General features: G+C 68.7%; 17 protein-coding genes. 6 read left to right on the top strand and 11 right to left on the bottom strand.

Annotation, left to right across the window (positions count from 1 at the left end):
* On the bottom strand, positions 1-2,010 hold the full coding sequence (locus tag LYSHEL_RS00450; protein ID WP_213437453.1) for an acetyl/propionyl/methylcrotonyl-CoA carboxylase subunit alpha: 2,010 nt from the start codon (positions 2,008-2,010) through the stop codon (positions 1-3).
* Positions 2,011-2,021: 11 nt separating this feature from the next.
* Positions 2,022-2,813, bottom strand: a complete 792-nt coding sequence (locus LYSHEL_RS00445) for an enoyl-CoA hydratase-related protein (RefSeq protein WP_213435099.1) — start codon at positions 2,811-2,813, stop codon at positions 2,022-2,024.
* A 103-nt stretch (positions 2,814-2,916) separates the two neighbouring features.
* On the opposite strand from LYSHEL_RS00445, the gene LYSHEL_RS00440 reads away from it, so the two are divergent.
* Genes LYSHEL_RS00440 through LYSHEL_RS00430 form a run of 3 tightly spaced genes read left to right on the top strand, consistent with a single transcriptional unit; the run spans position 2,917 to position 5,236 of the window.
* On the top strand, positions 2,917-3,162 hold the full coding sequence (locus LYSHEL_RS00440) for a FeoA family protein (RefSeq protein ID WP_213435098.1): 246 nt from the start codon (positions 2,917-2,919) through the stop codon (positions 3,160-3,162).
* Positions 3,159-5,000, top strand: coding sequence for a ferrous iron transport protein B (feoB, locus tag LYSHEL_RS00435; protein ID WP_213435097.1), 1,842 nt, complete (start codon positions 3,159-3,161; stop codon positions 4,998-5,000). The genes LYSHEL_RS00440 and feoB overlap by 4 nt, the downstream gene beginning before the upstream one ends.
* Positions 5,000-5,236, top strand: coding sequence for a DUF6587 family protein (locus LYSHEL_RS00430; RefSeq protein ID WP_213435096.1), 237 nt, complete (start codon positions 5,000-5,002; stop codon positions 5,234-5,236). The genes feoB and LYSHEL_RS00430 overlap by 1 nt, the downstream gene beginning before the upstream one ends.
* A gap of 4 nt (positions 5,237-5,240) precedes the next feature.
* On the opposite strand, the gene LYSHEL_RS00425 is transcribed toward LYSHEL_RS00430, so the two are convergent.
* The 8 genes from LYSHEL_RS00425 to LYSHEL_RS00390 all read right to left on the bottom strand — a co-directional run bounded on the left by LYSHEL_RS00425 (position 5,241) and on the right by LYSHEL_RS00390 (position 12,802).
* Positions 5,241-5,600 carry a hypothetical protein gene (locus tag LYSHEL_RS00425; protein WP_213435095.1) on the bottom strand — a complete coding sequence of 120 codons (360 nt, stop codon included), beginning with the start codon at positions 5,598-5,600 and terminating at the stop codon, positions 5,241-5,243.
* A gap of 2 nt (positions 5,601-5,602) precedes the next feature.
* Positions 5,603-6,148, bottom strand: a complete 546-nt coding sequence (locus LYSHEL_RS00420) for a bactofilin family protein (RefSeq protein ID WP_213435094.1) — start codon at positions 6,146-6,148, stop codon at positions 5,603-5,605.
* A gap of 178 nt (positions 6,149-6,326) precedes the next feature.
* On the bottom strand, positions 6,327-7,934 hold the full coding sequence (locus LYSHEL_RS00415; protein WP_213435093.1) for a carboxyl transferase domain-containing protein: 1,608 nt from the start codon (positions 7,932-7,934) through the stop codon (positions 6,327-6,329).
* Positions 7,935-8,069: 135 nt separating this feature from the next.
* The gene (locus LYSHEL_RS00410; RefSeq protein ID WP_213435092.1) at positions 8,070-8,450 is read right to left on the bottom strand and encodes a hypothetical protein; all 381 of its coding nucleotides are present in this window, start codon (positions 8,448-8,450) and stop codon (positions 8,070-8,072) included.
* Positions 8,451-8,644: 194 nt separating this feature from the next.
* Positions 8,645-9,037 carry a hypothetical protein gene (locus LYSHEL_RS00405; RefSeq protein WP_213435091.1) on the bottom strand — a complete coding sequence of 131 codons (393 nt, stop codon included), beginning with the start codon at positions 9,035-9,037 and terminating at the stop codon, positions 8,645-8,647.
* 122 nt (positions 9,038-9,159) lie between these two features.
* Positions 9,160-10,335, bottom strand: coding sequence for a thiolase family protein (locus LYSHEL_RS00400; protein ID WP_213435090.1), 1,176 nt, complete (start codon positions 10,333-10,335; stop codon positions 9,160-9,162).
* A gap of 135 nt (positions 10,336-10,470) precedes the next feature.
* Positions 10,471-11,628 carry an isovaleryl-CoA dehydrogenase gene (locus LYSHEL_RS00395; protein WP_213435089.1) on the bottom strand — a complete coding sequence of 386 codons (1,158 nt, stop codon included), beginning with the start codon at positions 11,626-11,628 and terminating at the stop codon, positions 10,471-10,473.
* A 73-nt stretch (positions 11,629-11,701) separates the two neighbouring features.
* On the bottom strand, positions 11,702-12,802 hold the full coding sequence (locus tag LYSHEL_RS00390) for a Glu/Leu/Phe/Val dehydrogenase dimerization domain-containing protein (RefSeq protein WP_213435088.1): 1,101 nt from the start codon (positions 12,800-12,802) through the stop codon (positions 11,702-11,704).
* Between the two features lie 248 nt (positions 12,803-13,050).
* On the opposite strand from LYSHEL_RS00390, the gene LYSHEL_RS00385 reads away from it, so the two are divergent.
* The 3 genes from LYSHEL_RS00385 (at position 13,051) to LYSHEL_RS00375 (ending at position 15,751) form a co-directional block, all read left to right on the top strand.
* Entirely contained in the window at positions 13,051-14,637 is a 1,587-nt protein-coding gene (locus LYSHEL_RS00385; RefSeq protein ID WP_213435087.1) for a tetratricopeptide repeat-containing sulfotransferase family protein, read from the top strand.
* Positions 14,638-14,702: 65 nt separating this feature from the next.
* Positions 14,703-15,116 (top strand): hypothetical protein, encoded by a 414-nt coding sequence (locus tag LYSHEL_RS00380; protein ID WP_213435086.1) that lies wholly within the window; start codon positions 14,703-14,705, stop codon positions 15,114-15,116.
* The gene (locus LYSHEL_RS00375; RefSeq protein ID WP_213435085.1) at positions 15,116-15,751 is read left to right on the top strand and encodes a hypothetical protein; all 636 of its coding nucleotides are present in this window, start codon (positions 15,116-15,118) and stop codon (positions 15,749-15,751) included. The genes LYSHEL_RS00380 and LYSHEL_RS00375 overlap by 1 nt, the downstream gene beginning before the upstream one ends.
* Here LYSHEL_RS00375 and pdxR read toward each other — a convergent pair.
* Entirely contained in the window at positions 15,702-17,153 is a 1,452-nt protein-coding gene (gene pdxR, locus LYSHEL_RS00370; RefSeq protein ID WP_213435084.1) for a MocR-like pyridoxine biosynthesis transcription factor PdxR, read from the bottom strand. The two genes, LYSHEL_RS00375 and pdxR, sit on opposite strands and share 50 nt — an antisense overlap.
* Positions 17,154-17,167 lie beyond the last annotated feature (14 nt).

Genomic DNA, 17,167 nt, shown 5'->3' with positions numbered 1-17,167 from the left:
TCAGGCTTCCAGCGTCACGAGCACCGCATCGGCATCGACGAACTCGCCCGCGGTCGCGCGCACTTCGGCGATGCGGCCGTCGCGCGGGGCCTTGAGGCTGAGCTCCATCTTCATCGCTTCGATCACCACGACCTCCTCGCCGGCCCGCACGTCGGCCCCGGGCTTCGCCTTCACGACGACGACGCGGCCGGGCATCGGCGCGGTCACGCGGTGGCCGCCCGCGGTGTCGGCGGCCGCCTCCGGACGATACACCGCGACGGGCGCCAGGCGCAGGCGGCGGGCGCCGTCGTGGACGACGGTGCGGTGCGGATCGAAGTCGACGAGGAAGCGGCGGCCATCGCCATCGAAACGCGCACTCAGGGCGCCGTCGGCCAGGCGCGCGCCGGTGACCTCCATCGTGGCGCCGTCGTGTTCGAGGCGGTAGTCGCCGCCGCTGCCGTGCGCGGCCAGCAGCACGCGTTCGCCGCGATGCAGGAAGGCGAGGTCGCGCTTGCCGGCATGGCCCAGGCGCCAGCCATCGGCGATGGCCCACGGCGAGGTGGGATCGGTGGACGCGGCGGCCGCGTCGCGCGCGGCCTGTTCCTGCGCGAGCAGTTGCGCGATCGCGGCGGCGGCCAGCGCGGTGCGGTCGAGTTCTGGTGCGGGCAGGAATTCGTCGAGGTGGCGATCCAGGTACGCGGTGTCGATCGTGCCGCCCGTGATCGCCGGGTGGCGCGCGAGGCGTTCGAGGAATTCGATGTTCGACTTCGGGCCGGCGATCTCGCATTGCGCGAGGGCTTCGCGCAGGCGGGCGAGGGCGGACGGGCGATCGGCGTCGTGCACGATGAGCTTGGCGATCATCGGGTCGTAGAAGATCGTCACGGTGTCGCCGGCGACCACGCCTGAATCGATGCGCACGTGCGCGTCCTGCGCGGGCAAGCGGAGGCGTTCGAGCTTGCCCGAGCCCGGGAGGAAACCGGCTTCCGGGTCTTCGGCGTACAGGCGCACTTCGATCGCGTGGCCGTCCTGGCGGATCGCGTCCTGCGCGAGCGGCAGGGGCTCGCCGGCGGCGACGCGCAATTGCCATTCGACGAGGTCGAGGCCCGTGACCATCTCCGTGACGGGATGTTCGACCTGCAGGCGCGTGTTGATCTCCATGAAATAGAAGCCGGTGGGCTTGCCGTCGCCGTCGGACTCGACGATGAACTCGACGGTGCCGGCGTTGACGTAGTCGATCGCGCGCGCGGCGGCCACGGCGGCGTCGCCCATCTGCTTGCGCAGCTCCGGCGTGAGCAGCGGCGACGGGGATTCCTCGAGCACCTTCTGGTAGCGGCGCTGCGCGGAGCATTCGCGTTCGTTGAGGTGGATCGCGTGGCCGTGCGTGTCGCCGAACACCTGGATCTCGATGTGGCGCGGATGGCCGATGTAGCGCTCCAGCAGCACGCGGTCGCGGCCGAAGGCGTTCTTCGCTTCGCGCTGGCACGACTCGAGGCTGGCCATGAATTCGTCGAGCGCGCGCACGATGCGCATGCCCTTGCCGCCGCCGCCGTGCGCGGCCTTGATCATCATCGGGAACCCGATGCGCGCCGCTTCGCGCGCGAGCACGTCGGGCGACTGGTCGGCGCCGGTGTAACCCGGCACGACGGGCACGCCGGCTGCGTGCATCAGGTCCTTCGCGCCCGCCTTGCTGCCCATCTTGCGCATCGACGCCGCGCGCGGGCCGATGAAGGCGAGGCCCGCGGCTTCCACCGCATCGGCGAAATCGGCGTTCTCGCTGAGGAAGCCGTAGCCGGGGTGGATCGCCTGCGCGCCGGATTGATTCGCCACTTCGAGGATCGCATCGCCGCGCAGGTAGCTGTCCTGCGGGCGCGGGCCGCCGATCGGATACGCCACGTCGGCCAGGCGCACGTGCTGCGCATCGGCGTCGGCTTCGGAGAACACGGCGACCGTGCGGATGCCCAGGCGCCGGCACGTGCGGATCACGCGGCAGGCGATCTCGCCGCGGTTGGCGATGAGGACGGTGTCGAACAGCTTGCGATCGGTCATCGGGTTTCCGTCCAGGCGGGGCGGCGCTTGTCGAGGAATGCGGCGAGGCCTTCCTGGCCTTCGGGCGAAACGCGCAACGCGGCGATCAGGCGGGCGTTGTCGGCGTCGAGGGTGTCGGCGTCGTGGTGGTGCGCGACGCGTTGCACGAGGGCTTTCGCGGTCGCGGCGGCGATCGGGCCGGCCTGCAGCAGCAGGTCGACTTGTTGCTTCACGGCGTTGTCGAGCGCGGTCTGATCGTCGACGAGCTGGTGCAGCAGGCCGATGCGATGCGCTTCGGCGGCGTCGAAGCGTTCGGCGGTGGCGAACCAGCGCCGCGCCTGGCGCGCGCCGATTGCATTGATGACGTAGGGCGAGATCACCGCGGGCAACAGGCCCAGGCGGGCTTCGGTGAGACCGAAGGTCGCGTTGCGCGTGCCGATGGCGATGTCGCAGCAGGCGACCAGGCCGACGCCGCCGCCGAAGGCCGCGCCCTGCACGCGGGCGATCGTGGGTTTCGGGAGGGTGTCGAGCGTGCGCATGAGCTGCGCGAGGCGGAGCGAGTCTTCGCGGTTTTCGTCTTCGCCCGCGGCGGCCATGCCGCGCATCCAGTTCAGGTCCGCACCCGCGGAGAAGGATGGGCCTTCGCCTTCCAGCACGACGACGCGGGTGGCGGGGTCGCGGCCGAGCGCTTCGAACGCCGCCGTCAGGGCCGCGATCAGGTCCGCATCGAAGGCGTTGTGGAGCTGGGGCCGGGCCAGGCGCACGCGGGCGAGGGGCCCTTCGTGGAGGACCTGCAGGGAATCGGCCATCGCGCCACCAGGAATAGGGAAGGCCCGAATGATAGCCGGCCGCCACGGTGCTATTCTTGAGAACGATTCGTATTTGCCCGTCCGGACCCAGGAACCCCCTCCCGTGAGGCTCACCGACCTTCCGCGCCGCATCGCCGCCGCCGTCGAGCGCGTCGAAGACCACATGCCCAACGACGCCATCGCGCGCCGCTTGCGCGAACTCGGCTTCGTCGCGGGCGAAGCGGTGGAAGTGATCGCTGCCGGTCCCGTCGGTGCGGAACCGCTGCTGGTGCAGATCGGCTTCACGCGCTTCGCGTTGCGCCGCACCGAAGCCGATCGCGTGCTCATCCGTCGCGAAGCGATCGCATGAGCGCCACGGAGACCCTGCGCGTCGCGCTGGTCGGCAATCCCAACTGCGGGAAGACGGCGCTGTTCAACCTGCTGACGGGCAGCCGGCAGAAGGTGGCCAACTACGCGGGCGTGACGGTGGAACGCAAGGAAGGGCGCTTCCTCGCGCCGTCCGGCCGCCATTACGCGCTGCTGGATCTGCCGGGCGCGTACAGCCTGCATGCGGCGAGCCTGGACGAAGCGATCACGCGCGACCTGTGCCGCGGCTTCTATCCGGGCGAAGCGGCGCCGGACGTCATCGTGTGCGTCGTCGATGCGACCAACCTGCGATTGCACCTGCGCTTCGCGCTGGAAGTGCGCGCGCTCGGCCGGCCGATGGTGCTCGCGGTCAACATGATGGATGCGGCCAGGCGTCGCGGCATCGAAGTGGATTTGGGCGCGCTGGAGCGCGAACTCGGCGTGCCGGTGGTGCCGACGATCGCCGTGCGCCGCGATGGCGCGCGCGAACTGGTCGCGAGCCTGGACCGCATGTCGCCGGCGGCGCAGGCGCCGCACGCGGCGCAACTTGCCGATCCCGAGGCGCTGCACGCAGAAACCCGTCGCCTGCTGGCGCTCGCGGTGACGATGCCGCGGCGCACGGCGGAGATCGACGACGCGCTGGATCGCTGGCTGCTGCATCCCGTGTTCGGCTTGCTCGCGCTGGGCGTGGTGATGTTCCTGATCTTCCAGGCCGTGTATGCGTGGGCCAAGCCGGTGATGGACCTCATCGATGCCGGCTCGTCGGCGTTGGGGGCATGGACCGCGGCCGCGTTGCCGCCGGGGCCGCTCAACAGCCTGCTCGTGGACGGCATCATTTCCGGTGTCGGCGGCGTGATCGTGTTCCTGCCGCAGATCCTGGTGCTGTTCGCCTTCATCCTCGCGCTGGAGGAATCGGGTTACCTGCCGCGCGCGGCGTTCCTGCTGGATCGCATGATGGCGTCGGCGGGCTTGTCGGGGCGCTCGTTCATTCCGTTGCTGTCGTCGTTCGCGTGCGCGATCCCCGGGATCATGGCGACGCGTTCGATCCAGGATCCGCGCGACCGCCTGGCGACGATCATCGTCGCGCCGCTGATGACGTGTTCGGCGCGCTTGCCGGTGTATGCGCTGCTGATCGGCGCCTTCATTCCTGCGCAGAAGGTGGGCTGGTTCAACTTGCAGGGGCTGGTGTTGTTCGCGCTGTACGCGGCGGGCATCGTCAGTGCGCTGGCGGTGGCGTGGGTGATGAAGAAGTGGCGCCGCGACAAGTCCGAACATCCCTTGCTGCTCGAACTGCCGTCGTACCGCATGCCGCATCCGCGCGACCTGGCGCTGGGCCTGTGGGAGCGCGCGATGATCTTCCTCAAGCGCGTGGGCGGGATCATCCTCGCGCTGACGATCCTGCTGTGGGTGCTGCTGTATTTCCCGAACGGCGGCGGTGACGTCACGCAGAGTTTCGCGGGGCGCATCGGGCACGCGATGACGTTCGTGTTCGCGCCGGTGGGCTTCAACTGGCAGATCTGCATCGCGCTGATCCCGGGCATGGCGGCGCGCGAAGTCGCGGTGTCGTCGCTCGCCACGGTCTATGCGCTGTCCTCGGTGGATGATGCGGCCGCGGCGCATGCGTTGTCGCCGCTGATCCAGAGCGGGTGGTCGATCGCCACCGGCCTGTCCTTGCTCGTCTGGTACATCTACGCGCCGCAGTGCCTGTCCACGCTCGCGACGATCAAGCGCGAAACCGGATCCTGGAAGCACGTGGCGATCAGCGCGGGCTATCTGTTCGCGCTGGCGTACGTCGCGTCGCTGGTCACCTACCAGGTGGCCGTGGCGATGGGAGCCGGCTGATGGCGCTGGTGCTGCAATACGTCGTGATCGCGCTGGCGTGCCTCGCCAGTGCGGCGTTCGTGCTGCAGAAACAATGGCCGCAGGGCGTGCGCCGCATGCGCATCGCGTGCGCGTTGCCGCTGCTGCGCGACACGCGCCCGGCGTGGTTGCGGAAAGTGGGGAAGTGGATCGCGCCGGCTGCGATGGCAGGCGGCGCGGGGTGCGACACGGGCTGCGACGGGTGTTCGTCGCACTAGCGGTTCAGTGCTTGCGGCGGGCCTTCGCGCCGGTCGCTTCGGTCATTTCCACCTGCACCGAAAACGTGCGCTGCTCGTCGGGCTGCAGCGCACCCACGCCGACCACCTGGCGCACGACTTCTTCGCCGCGCGCGTTGCGGATCGACAACACCATCGAATACTCGAAGATCGCGTCGCCGGGCGGCGGCGTGATCGTGCCTTCGATCTGCAACGGCTGGATGGCGGTCTTCGCGCGCGCGACGGCCGCATCGTCGTAACGCAGGTGGCCCCGGCAGGCGGGGCACACGCTGGCGCTGTCGAGGATGGTCGCCTTGCAGTGGGGGCACGTGCGCGTGGCCCCCGGCGTGCCCGGGCGGGCGCTCATGCTCAGGCGTTGTCGGTGGAGCTGCTGCGCGTCGTGCTGCTGCCGGCCTTCTCGTCCCAGCCGAACTCGACCTGGCCGCGCATGCGCGAACCGGCGGCCACGGTGAACGAAGCGGCCTTGACGTCGCCGGTGAGCACGCCGGATTCGAGCAGGTCGACGCGCTGCGCGGATTCGATGTTGCCTTCCAGTTCGCCCGCGATGGTGATCTTCTGCGCGCGCACGCCACCGGTCAGCTTGGCGCCCTTCTCGATGGTGAGGTCGCCTTCGACATTGACGTCGCCCTTGAACTGGCCCGCGATGCGGACATGGCCGGTGCCGTGGATCTTGCCTTCGATGGTCAGGTCGGCGGCGATCAGCGATTCGTTGACCTGGCGCGCGGCCGGACGCGGCGGGGCGGCGGTCGGGACGGCGGTGGGAGCGGAGGATGCGGGGGCAGTGGACGGCGGCATGGTGGTCTCGGGTTGGAAGCGCGCGGCCTCGGTGGACGCGGCGGGCGACGGGGCAGGCTTGTTGGCGGCCGGGGCGGGCTGATCTTTCCAGAGGGCCATGGGGGAATGTCCTGCTTGCTTGAGGGAAGCCGGAGGCTAGCACTCGTCACACGCCATTGACGCCGTCCCCGCGGGCAAACGCTTCAGGGTTCGGACAGGAACCGACGCGCGGTCGCCCATTCATCGGTGCGCGCGATCACATTGCGTGCGATCGCATACGCACGCGCATGCGCACTGATTACATGCGGAAGATGCCGAAGCGGCCTTTCTCGATCGGTGCATTCAACGCAGCGGCGAGGCCCAGGCCGAGCACGCGACGCGTGTCCGCGGGATCGATGATGCCGTCGTCCCACAAACGCGCGCTCGCGTAATACGGATTGCCCTGCGATTCGTACTGGTCGCGGATCGGCGACTTGAATGCATCTTCTTCGTCCGCCGACCACGTCTTGCCCGCGCCTTCGATCGCATCGCGCTTGATCGTCGACAACACCGACGCCGCCTGCTCGCCGCCCATCACGCTGATGCGCGCGTTCGGCCACATCCACAGGAAGCGCCCGCCGTACGCGCGGCCGCACATCGCATAGTTGCCTGCGCCGAAGCTGCCGCCGATCACCACGGTGAACTTCGGCACGTGCGAGCACGCCACCGCGGTCACCATCTTCGCGCCGTCCTTCGCGATGCCCGCGTTCTCGTACTTGCGGCCGACCATGAAGCCGGTGATGTTCTGCAGGAACACGAGCGGGATGTCGCGCTGGTTGCACAGCTCGATGAAGTGCGCGCCCTTAAGCGCGCTCTCGGAAAACAAAATGCCGTTGTTGGCGATGATGCCGACCGGATACCCGTGGATGTGCGCGAAGCCGCACACGAGCGTCTTGCCGTAGCGCGCCTTGAACTCCTGGAAGTCGCTGCCGTCGACGATGCGCGCGATCACCTCGCGGATGTCGAACGGGCGGCGCGTGTCCTTCGGCACGATGCCGTACAGCTCCTCGGCGGCGAACAGCGGCTCGCGCGCGGGCTGCGTGGTCACCGGCAGCGTCTTGCTGCGGTTGAGGTGCGCGACGAGGTTGCGCGCGATCTGCAGCGCATCGCGATCGTCTTCGGCGAAATGATCCGCCACGCCCGACACCGACGTATGCACGTCCGCACCGCCGAGCGATTCGGCATCGACGACTTCGCCGGTGGCGGCCTTCACCAGCGGCGGGCCGCCGAGGAAGATCGTGCCTTGCTCCTTGACGATGATCGACTCGTCGCACATCGCCGGCACGTACGCGCCGCCCGCGGTGCACGAGCCCATGACGACGGCGATCTGCGGGAGGTTCTCCGCGCTCAGCCGCGCCTGGTTGTAGAAGATGCGGCCGAAGTGTTCCTTGTCCGGGAAGACTTCGTCCTGCAACGGGAGGAACGCGCCGCCGGAATCGACGAGGTACACGCAGGGCAGGCGGTTCTCGCGCGCGATTTCCTGTGCGCGCAGATGCTTCTTCACCGTCATCGGGAAGTACGTGCCGCCTTTCACCGTGGCGTCGTTCGCGACGATCACGATTTCCTGCCCGTGCACGCGGCCGATGCCCGCGACGATGCCGGCGCCGGGCGCGGCGTCGTCGTACATGCCTTCGGCGGCGAGCGGTGCGATCTCGAGGAACGGCGAGCCCGGATCCAGCAGCGCGGTGATGCGATCGCGGACCAGCAGCTTGCCGCGTTCGGTGTGCTTGTCGCGGGCCTTCTGTCCGCCGCCTTCGGCGGCGCGCGCCAGGCGGGCGTCGAGTTCGGCGACCAGGGCGCGGTGGTAGGCGACGTTGTCCTGGAAATCCTGCGAGCGGGGATCGAGGCTGGAGGCGAGGGCGGGCATGGACGTCCGGCGCGGCGAAAGAGCGGAGAGGATAAGCGGCCCGCGGCACTGCGCCCAAAAGCCGCCACAAAAAAGAAGACCCGCCGAGGCGGGTCTTCTGGTGCTACGTGAAGCAGAAGCTAGCGCAGGGCGCTATTACTTCTTGGCTTCGGCGGCAGCGGCGTCGGCCTTGTCGGCGGTGGCCTTGGCAGCGTCGGCGGTCTTCTGCGCAGCGTCGGCGGTCGCGTTGGCGGCGTCGGCGGTCACTTCGGTGGCGGCGGCAGCGGCGGTGCTGGCGGCGTCGGCCACGGCAGCGCCCGTCTCGGCAGCGGCTTCGCCCGTCGCGGCGGCGGCGGCGTCGACGCCTTCGGCGGCGGCGGTGCCGGCAGCGTCAGCGGCGGCGGCAGCCTGGTCGCCGGCAGCGGCGGTGGCGTCGGCAGCCTGGGCGGCTTCGGCCTGGGCGGTCGGGGTGTCGTTCTTGCAGGCCGACAGAGCGAGGACGCCGGCGGCGAGGAGGACGTAGAGCTTGGTGTTCATGAATCTCTCCAAAGGAGTTGTCTGAAGGGTAAGAAACGGGTCAGGCAACGCCAGTGCGCGCGGCAGTCCGGCACGGGGCCGGCTTCATTCGTTCACTGACTACGGACTGCTAAAACAAGAAAAGCCGCCGGCGTGAACCGGCGGCCGCGCATTGTAACCACAATTCAGCGCCGTGAAGAGCGCCGACCCGTGGGTTACTTCTTCGCCGGGGTGGTGCCGTCGTTGTTGGTCTTGGCGTCGGCCGAGGCAGCAGCCTCTTCGGCGGCGTCCTGCGCCTGGCCAGCGGCGTCGGCTGCGTTCTCGGCAGCGTCGGCAGCGTCGTCGGCGTCGGTGGTGCCGGCCTTGGCGGCAGCGGCGTCGGCCGAGGTGGAAGCGGCGTCGGCAGCGGCGGCGGCCGTGTCGGCAGCAGCCTGGGCGGCGTCGGCAGCGGCGGCGTCACCGGTGGCGGCGGCGTTGTCGGCAGCCTGCTGCGCTTCGCCGGCGGCGGCGCTGGCTTCGGCGGCGGAGTCGGCAGCCTGGTCCTTGTTCGTGCAAGCGGTCAGGGCGAAGCCCAGAGCGATGGCAATCAGAGCCTTGTTGATGGACATGTTGGTCATTCCTCGTCGTTGGATTGGCAACGCGCAACTGCGCGCCAATACCAATCTCAACCGGCGGTTGTCGCGTGTCAAGGGGTTTGGCCGGAAAATTTCTCCGACCACGTTTTCAGATTTCACGCGACGTCGACAGCCACTGCGGTGGCCTCGCCGCCGCCGATGCACAGCGCGGCCACGCCACGCTTGGCGCCGCGGGCCTGCATCGCGTGCAGCAGCGTGACCAGCAAACGCGCGCCGCTCGCACCGATCGGATGGCCGAGCGCGACGGCGCCGCCGTTGACGTTGAGCTTGTCGTGCGCGATGCCGAGCTCGCGCATCGGCGCCATCGCCACGCACGCGAACGCTTCGTTGACTTCGAACAGATCGACGTCGCCGATGTTCCATCCGGCCTTCTTCAACACGTTGGTGATCGCGGTGACTGGCGCGGTGGTGAACCACTCCGGCGCCTGCGAATGCGTGGCGTGCGCGACGATCTTCGCCAGCGGCTTGAGCCCGCGCTTGCGCGCTTCCTCGGCCGACATCAGCACCGTGGCGGCCGCGCCGTCGTTGATGCTCGACGAACTCGCCGCGGTGATCGTGCCGTCCTTCTTGAACGCAGGCTTGAGCGACGGGATCTTCGCGATGTCGCACTTGCCGGGCTGCTCGTCGGTGTCGATCACCACGTCGCCCTTGCGACCGGCGACGGTGACCGGAACGATTTCAGCCTTGAACGCGCCCGACTGCACGGAACCCTGCGCACGGCGAACGCTTTCCGCCGCGTACGCATCCTGCTCTTCGCGCGTGAACGAATACTTGGCGACGCACTGTTCGCCGAACACGCCCATCGCCTGCTTGTCGTAGGGATTGACCAGGCCGTCCCACGCCATGTGGTCGAGCATTTCGATGCTGCCGAACTTCGTGCCGACGCGCGAGTTGGGCAACAGGTGCGGCGCGTTGGTCATCGACTCCATGCCGCCGGCGACGACGACGTTCGCCGAGCCCGCCTTGATCAGGTCGTGGCCGAGCATCACGGCCTTCATGCCGGAGCCGCACACCTTGTTGATGGTGGTGCATCCCGCGCTGGCGGGAATGCCTGCGCCGAGCGAGGCCTGGCGCGCCGGCGCCTGGCCGAGGCCGGCCGGCAACACGCAGCCCATGAGGACTTCGTCGACCTGGTCGGCCGCGATGCCCGCGTGCTCGAGCGCGCCCGTGATCGCCGCCGTACCGAGGGCGGTGGCGGGGACGCCGGTGAACTGGCCCAGCAGGGCCCCGATGGCGGTGCGCTTGGCACCGACGATGACGATGTCGGACATGGTGACTCCAGGAGACGGGCCGGCGGTTCGCCGGGACGGTCCGATTCTAGAGCCGCATGCTGCAGTGCGGCAAACGGGTGGGGTGCGGCCTTCAGGAACGTGTCGTTCCGCGAAACGTGAGGCCCCGGATCGGCCTCAATCCCGCCCGTCGAAGAGCTCCCGCCCGATCAGCATCCGCCGGATCTCGTTGGTCCCGGCGCCGATCGCGTAGAGCTTGGCGTCGCGCAGGATCCGGCCGGTCGGGTATTCGTTGATGTAGCCGTTGCCGCCGAGCGCCTGGATGGCTTCCAGGGCCACGTCGACCGCGGCTTCCGTCGCATGCAGCAGGCACGAGGCCGCATCCACGCGCGACTTGCGCCCGGCGTCGTAATCGCGGGCCACCTGGTAGGCGAACGCGCGCGAGGACTGCAGCGACGTGTACATGTCGGCGATCTTGGCCTGCATGATCCCGAAGGTCCCGATCGGCGCGTCGAACTGCTTGCGTTCGCGCACGTAGGGCAGGGCGACGTCCATCGCCGCCTGCATCAGGCCGATCGGCCCGCCGGACAACACGAGGCGTTCGGTGTTCAGGCCCGACATCAGCACCTTGACGCCCTTGTGCACTTCGCCGAGCACGTTGGCGGCGGGGATCTCGCAATCGCGGAACACCAGCTCGCACGTGTTCGACCCGCGCATGCCGAACTTGTCGAGCTTCTGCGCGGTGGTGAAGCCCGGCATGCCCTTCTCGACGAGGAAGGCGGTCATGCAACTGCTGCCCGATTCCTTGCCGGCGGTGCGCATGTACACGATCAGCACGTCGGCCTCGGGGCCGTTGGTGATCCACATCTTGTTGCCGTTGGCGACCCACGTATCGCCGCGCAGTTCCGCGCGGCACTGCATGGAACCGACGACGTCCGAACCCGCACCGGGTTCGCTCATCGCCAGCGCGCCCTTCCATTCGCCCGAGCACAGCTTCGGCAGGTACTTCGCGCGCTGCGCATCGGTGCCGTTGGCGTAGAGGTTGTTGACGCACAGGTTGGAATGCGCGCCGTACGACAGGCCGACCGAACCCGACGCGCGCGAGATCTCTTCCATCGCGACGAGGTGCGCGAGGTAGCCCATGTCGGTGCCACCGAACTGTTCCGGCACCGTCAGCCCGAGCAGGCCCATCTCGCCGAGCTTCGGCCACAGGTCGGCGGGGAAGAGGTTGTCGTGGTCGATCTGCGCCGCGCGGGGCGCGATTTCCGCATCGCAGAAACGGCGGACCGTCTCGCGCAGTGCATCGATGTCTTCACCCAGCGGAAAAGCGCGCATTGCAGACTCCGGACGAAACTTTCAGGTGACGGAAACGCAGGACGGGGCCGAAGCCCCGTCCCTGGGTGGTGCATCAGTGACCGCGGATGCGGCCTTGGAAACGCGGCTGTGCGCGGCCCAGCGGGAGCTTCAGCTTGCCGATCGCGCTGATGCGCTCTTCGGCGAGGCGGTCGGCGGCCTTGTAGGTCGGGATCGCGTCGCGCTCGCTGATTTCATAGATGCGCGCGAGGTTGTGGTAGATCGTGCGCATCATGCGCATCGCGCGTTCGCGGTTGTAGCCGTCGATCTCGAGCGACACGTTCATCACGCCGCCCGCGTTGACCGCATAGTCCGGCGCGTAGAGGATGCCGCGCTTCTCGACTTCGTCGCCGATCTGCGTGTTGGCCAGCTGGTTGTTCGCCGCGCCGCAGATGACCTTCGCCTTGAGGCGGGGCAGGGTCTGTTCGTTGACGGTGGCGCCCAGCGCGCACGGCGAGTACACGTCGGCCGGCACGTCGTAGATCTCGTCCAGGCCCACGGCTTCGGCGCCGTATTCGTTGACGGCCTTGTCGACCAGTTGCTTGTTGATGTCGGTGACGAAGATCTTCGCGCCGCGCTCCTTGAGCAGCTTCACGAATTCCATGCCGACGTGGCCCAGGCCCTGCACCGCGTAGGAATACTTGCCGACTTCCTCGTCGCCGTACTTCTTGTTGAGCGTGGCCATCAGGCCCTGCAGCGTGCCGTAGGCGGTGAACGGCGAGGGATCGCCCGAACCACCGTGCACCTGGTGCACGCCGGTCACGTACTCGGTCTCGCGGTACACGTATTCCATGTCGTTGACGTCGATGCCGACGTCCTCGGCCGTGATGTAGCGGCCGCCCAGCGATTCGACGAACTGGCCGAACGCGCGGAACAGCGCCTCGCTCTTGTCCTTCGCCGGGTCGCCGATGATGACGGCCTTGCCGCCGCCGATGTTCAGGCCGGCCACCGCGTTCTTGTACGTCATGCCGCGCGAGAGGCGCAGCACGTCGTTGAGCGCGTCGGCCTCGGTCTTGTACGGCCACATGCGCGTGCCGCCGAGGGCGGGGCCGAGCACCGTGTTGTGGATGGCGATGATGGCCTTCAGGCCCGCATCCTTGTTGTGGCAGAACACGACCTGTTCGTGGCCGTAGGTGTCGAGGGTTTCGAAAAGCATCGGAAGCTCCGGCGGCCTGCGTCGCCGTGCGCGTGATCGCGCGTGGCAAGCGGGCCAACAAGTCGAGATAAGTCGTTGAGATTGCTGGGGACTGCGGACGAAAATCCAGGCGCTCAGGCCACCGCAGGCGGCGCAGTCTACTCCGAAGCCAAGCCTGAGTCGTGTGTACGCGGGCGTAGGGACGCCCGTGGCGCGGGCCGCCTACAATCGCGGCCCTGTCGATTCACTCCTTACAAGAAAGCCGCCGAATGCAGACCCCCGCCCTGGACACCTGGCAAACCGCCGAACGCCTGCTCGGCGAACGCCGCCAGGACGACGCCCGCGCCGCCTACCTCACGCTCGTCGACGATCCGGATTTCGCCGTGCTGGCCAACCTGCGCCTGTCGCTGCTGGCGTCGGGCGAGGGCCGCTACCGCGACGCGATCGCGCACGCGCTGGCCGCGGGCGTGGCCCACACGGATGACGCGGATGTCATCGAAATGGTCTGCAAGCGCCTGCTCACCCTGGGCGAAACCGAGCCGGCCGTGATCGCCGCCGGCCGCCCCGAGATGCTGGAAGCGCAGCGCCCGGCCGCGCTGGCCCAGCTCGGCAAGGTGATGACGGATTACATGCAGCCCGACATGGCGCTGCGCCTGCTGGATGCCGCGCGCAAGCTCGGCTGGGATTCGCCGGCCATCCGCTACCTCATCGGTTTGGCCGAGATGCACCGCGGCGACGACGTGGAAGCGCAGGCCGCCTTCGACGCCGCGCTGGCCGCCGATCCGGATTTCGCCCGCGCCGCGCGCTCGCTGTCGAAGCTGCACACGCAGACGCGCGACGACAACCACGTCGACGCGTTGCGCGCCTCGCTCGCGCGCCTGGGCGACGCGCATGCCGACGCGCCGATGCTGTACTACGCGCTGTTCAAGGAACTCGACGACCTCGGCGATGCGGAGGCCGCATGGCAGGCGCTCGACACCGGCATGCGCCTGCGTCGCGCGCAGGTGCAGTACGACACCGCCACCGACACCGCGCTGTTCGAACACCTGCAATCACTGAAGATCACGCCCGGCGAGCACCACGATTCCGAGGGCGCCACGCCGATCTTCATCGTCGGCCTGCCGCGCTCGGGCACCACGCTGCTCGAACGCATCCTCGGCGGGCACGCGCGCCTGCGCGATGCCGGCGAGCTGCGCGATTTCGTGTTCCAGATGCGCTGGATGTGCGACTTCGCCGGCGGCCCCAACCTCGACCTCGCCCTGGCCAAGCGCGCCGAATCGATCACCGACTGGGCGCAGCTCGGCGAGCGTTACCTGGCGCACACCCGCTGGCGCGCGCGCCGCCCCGACGGTACGCATGCGGCGTACTACACCGACAAGCTGCCGCCGAACTTCCTCAACCTCGGCTACATCGCGCGCGCGTTGCCGAGCGCGAAGATCGTGCACATGGTGCGCGACCCGATGGACACGTGCTTCTCGAACCTCAAGGAACTGTTCGCCGCCGCGTACCCGCACAGCTACGACCAGCTGGAGATGGCGGACTACTACAAGCGCTACCGCCAGTTGATGGCGCACTGGACTGCGCAGCTGCCGGGCCGCATCCACACCGTGCGCTACTCGGAACTGGTGTCGGAACCGGAAGGCACCACGCGCGAACTGCTCGACTACATCGGCCTGCCGTGGCAGACCGGCCTGACCGACATCGCCAAGCGCGCCGGCACCGTGGCCACCGCGAGCGCGATGCAGGTGCGCGAAGGCATCCATGCGAAGACGCTGGGGCAGTGGCGGCGTTACGAGGAACAGCTGGCGCCGATGAAGGAGCGGTTGGGGTCGTACGCGTATTCGGCGCGGAGCTGACGGCGGACGTTGACGCAGCCACGCGGCAACCGGTGTAGCCTCCCGCGAAAGCCGAGGGGGTCGCCATGCGGAAGGCATCGTGGGGTTGGGCGGCCATCCTGCTCTGCACGTCCGCGTCGGTGGGCGCGCAAGACAAGTCGCCGCGTCCAGCGTTCGAAGCCTTCCAGGTCACCGAGCACGGTGTTCCCGATCCGCCGACCTTCGCGTTCTCGAGCGCGCGCGCGACGAGCGACGATCCCGTCGTCATCACGATCCCCGGGCGGAAGCTGACGAACGCGGACCGCGAATTCCGCGTCAGCCTGCAGAAGCACTGGCTGTCCGTGAACGTGCCCGAGGCCTGGGACTTCCAGATGCGTGCGCTCGTCGAATGCGGGCGCAAGCGGAAGGGCGAGTTCCCGGTGTGCGACGAGTACGATTTCATCGATCCGAAGAGCGGGCAGCGGCACGCGATCTTCCTCTACGTGGGCAACTGGCCGTGATGCGCCCGGGGACGCTGCGCTGGCTGTTCGCCGTGTCACTGGCAGCGTGCGCCAGTGCGCCCGCCGTCGCCTTCGATCCGCTGGCCCCCATCCTGGCGATGCGAGCGGATTTCGGCGAAATGCATGCAGGGCATACGAAGGTCGAAGTCGGCGTGAGCGGCGTGTACTTCGATGACGGCACCATCGACCCGGGCATCCTCATCGACTTCGATTTTCCGGGGCCATGCCCGGGCGAGCCGAGGTGCGTATCGGCGTCGTACTCCCGGACCTTCCACGACATCGATCCCCTGGTCGATGCGCTGCGGGACGCGAAAACGCACCTCGCCGCAGGCACCGCCTACGCGCGGTCGCTGGCGCCGCCGCGCGAACCTTGCGCCGCAACGTCGGACCTGAAAGGCGAAGTGACGGTCAAGCCGAAGGGCGACAAGGTCTACGTGGCGTTGGGCAGCAGCCCGCCGGCGGCATTCGACGCGGACGAAGTCGACTATTTCCTCGGGATGTTGGTGCCCGCCCGCGACATGGTGCGACGCCTGCAACCGCAGATCGCGGCGTTCAATGCGGCGGCGCCTGCGAAGCACGCCACCGTCATGCCGGCCGTTGCAACGCCTTGCGCAGGGAAGCGAGCGAGGCCGTGATCGCGTCGGCATCGATCACGCCGTAACCGAACGTCACGGCCGGCACCGCCGGCGGCGCGATCGAATACTCCGCGATCGATTGCGCGCCCGGCGTGTGCTCTCGCACCGCCGCCATCACGCGCCCCATCTGCGACGCATCCCGCACGCGCGCCGCGAGATGCATCCCCGCTTCCGATGGAATGACATCGAACCACGCGGGCATCGCGCGCAGCCCCGCCAGCAACGCCTCTCGCCGCGGCGCATACACCGCGCGCATCTTCCGCACGTGGCGTGCCATGTGCCCGTCGGCGATGAATGTGGCGAGCACCGATTGCGTGACGACGTCGCTGTGCGAATCCGCGCAGTGCTTCACCGCCGCCAGCGCGTCGTGCGCCCACGCCGGCGCGACGATGAAGCCCTTGCGCACGGCCGGGAACAGGCTTTTCGTGAACGTGCCGACGTAGAACACCACGCCTTCGCGATCCAGCGTCTGCAGCGCATCGAGCGGCCGCCCGCCGAAGCGGAACTCACCGTCGTAATCGTCCTCGATCACCACCGCGCCGTTGCGTCGCGCGAAATCCAGCAACGCCATCCGTCGCCGCAGCGACAACGCCACGCCGGTGGGGGATTGATGCGACGGCGTCACGCTCACCACGCGCACGTCGTCGGGCAACTCGTCGACGCACAGGCCCTCGTCGTCCACGCGCATCGGCACCAGGCGCGCGCCCGCCGCGACGAAGGCACCGCGCAACGGCGGATAGCCGGGTTCCTCCACCGCCACGCGCGTTTCGCCCGGCGTGACCAGCAAGCGCGCGAGCAAATCGAACGCCTGCTGCGCGCCATTCGTCACGATGATGTCGTCGCCCGTGCACGCCACCGCACGTGCGAACGCCACGTGCTTCGCAATGGCCGCGCGCAATGCAGGAATGCCTTCCGACGGCGGATAGGCGAACGGTTGCTTCGACCACTGCTGCAACACCTGCGCAGTCAATTTCCGCCACAGCGCATGCGGGAAATGCCGATGGTCGGGCATGCCCAAACGGAAACTCCGCTCGGGCAGCACGCGTGCGGGTTCGCGCGCGAGATAGGGCGTGCGCCACATCGGCGCGAGGCGCACGTCCTCCACCGGCAGCGGCGACACCGGGCGCCGCGCCACCGCCTGGCGCGTATGCAGGTCCGCGATCACCGCCTTCGCGCCCGGGCGCGGCAGCACGTAGCCCTCCGCCACCAGCAGGTCGTACGCGCCCATCACCGTATTGCGCGAAATGCCGAGTTCCTCCGCCAATCGCCGGGACGAAGGCAACTGCGTCCCGGCCGCCAGGCGCCCATCGAGGATCGCCCCCCGCAACTGCTGGTGCAGCGATCCCGCCAGGTGGCCCGCGGACCCCGACAGGTCCAGCGCGAACGGCAAGACTGGTTCCATGGAATCTCCGCGAA

This window comes from Lysobacter helvus (assembly GCF_018406645.1).
In the GTDB taxonomy this organism is placed as follows: domain Bacteria; phylum Pseudomonadota; class Gammaproteobacteria; order Xanthomonadales; family Xanthomonadaceae; genus Noviluteimonas; species Noviluteimonas caseinilytica.
The sequence above is the reverse complement of the archived record's forward strand: the minus strand, read 5'-3'. Positions and strand labels throughout refer to the sequence as shown.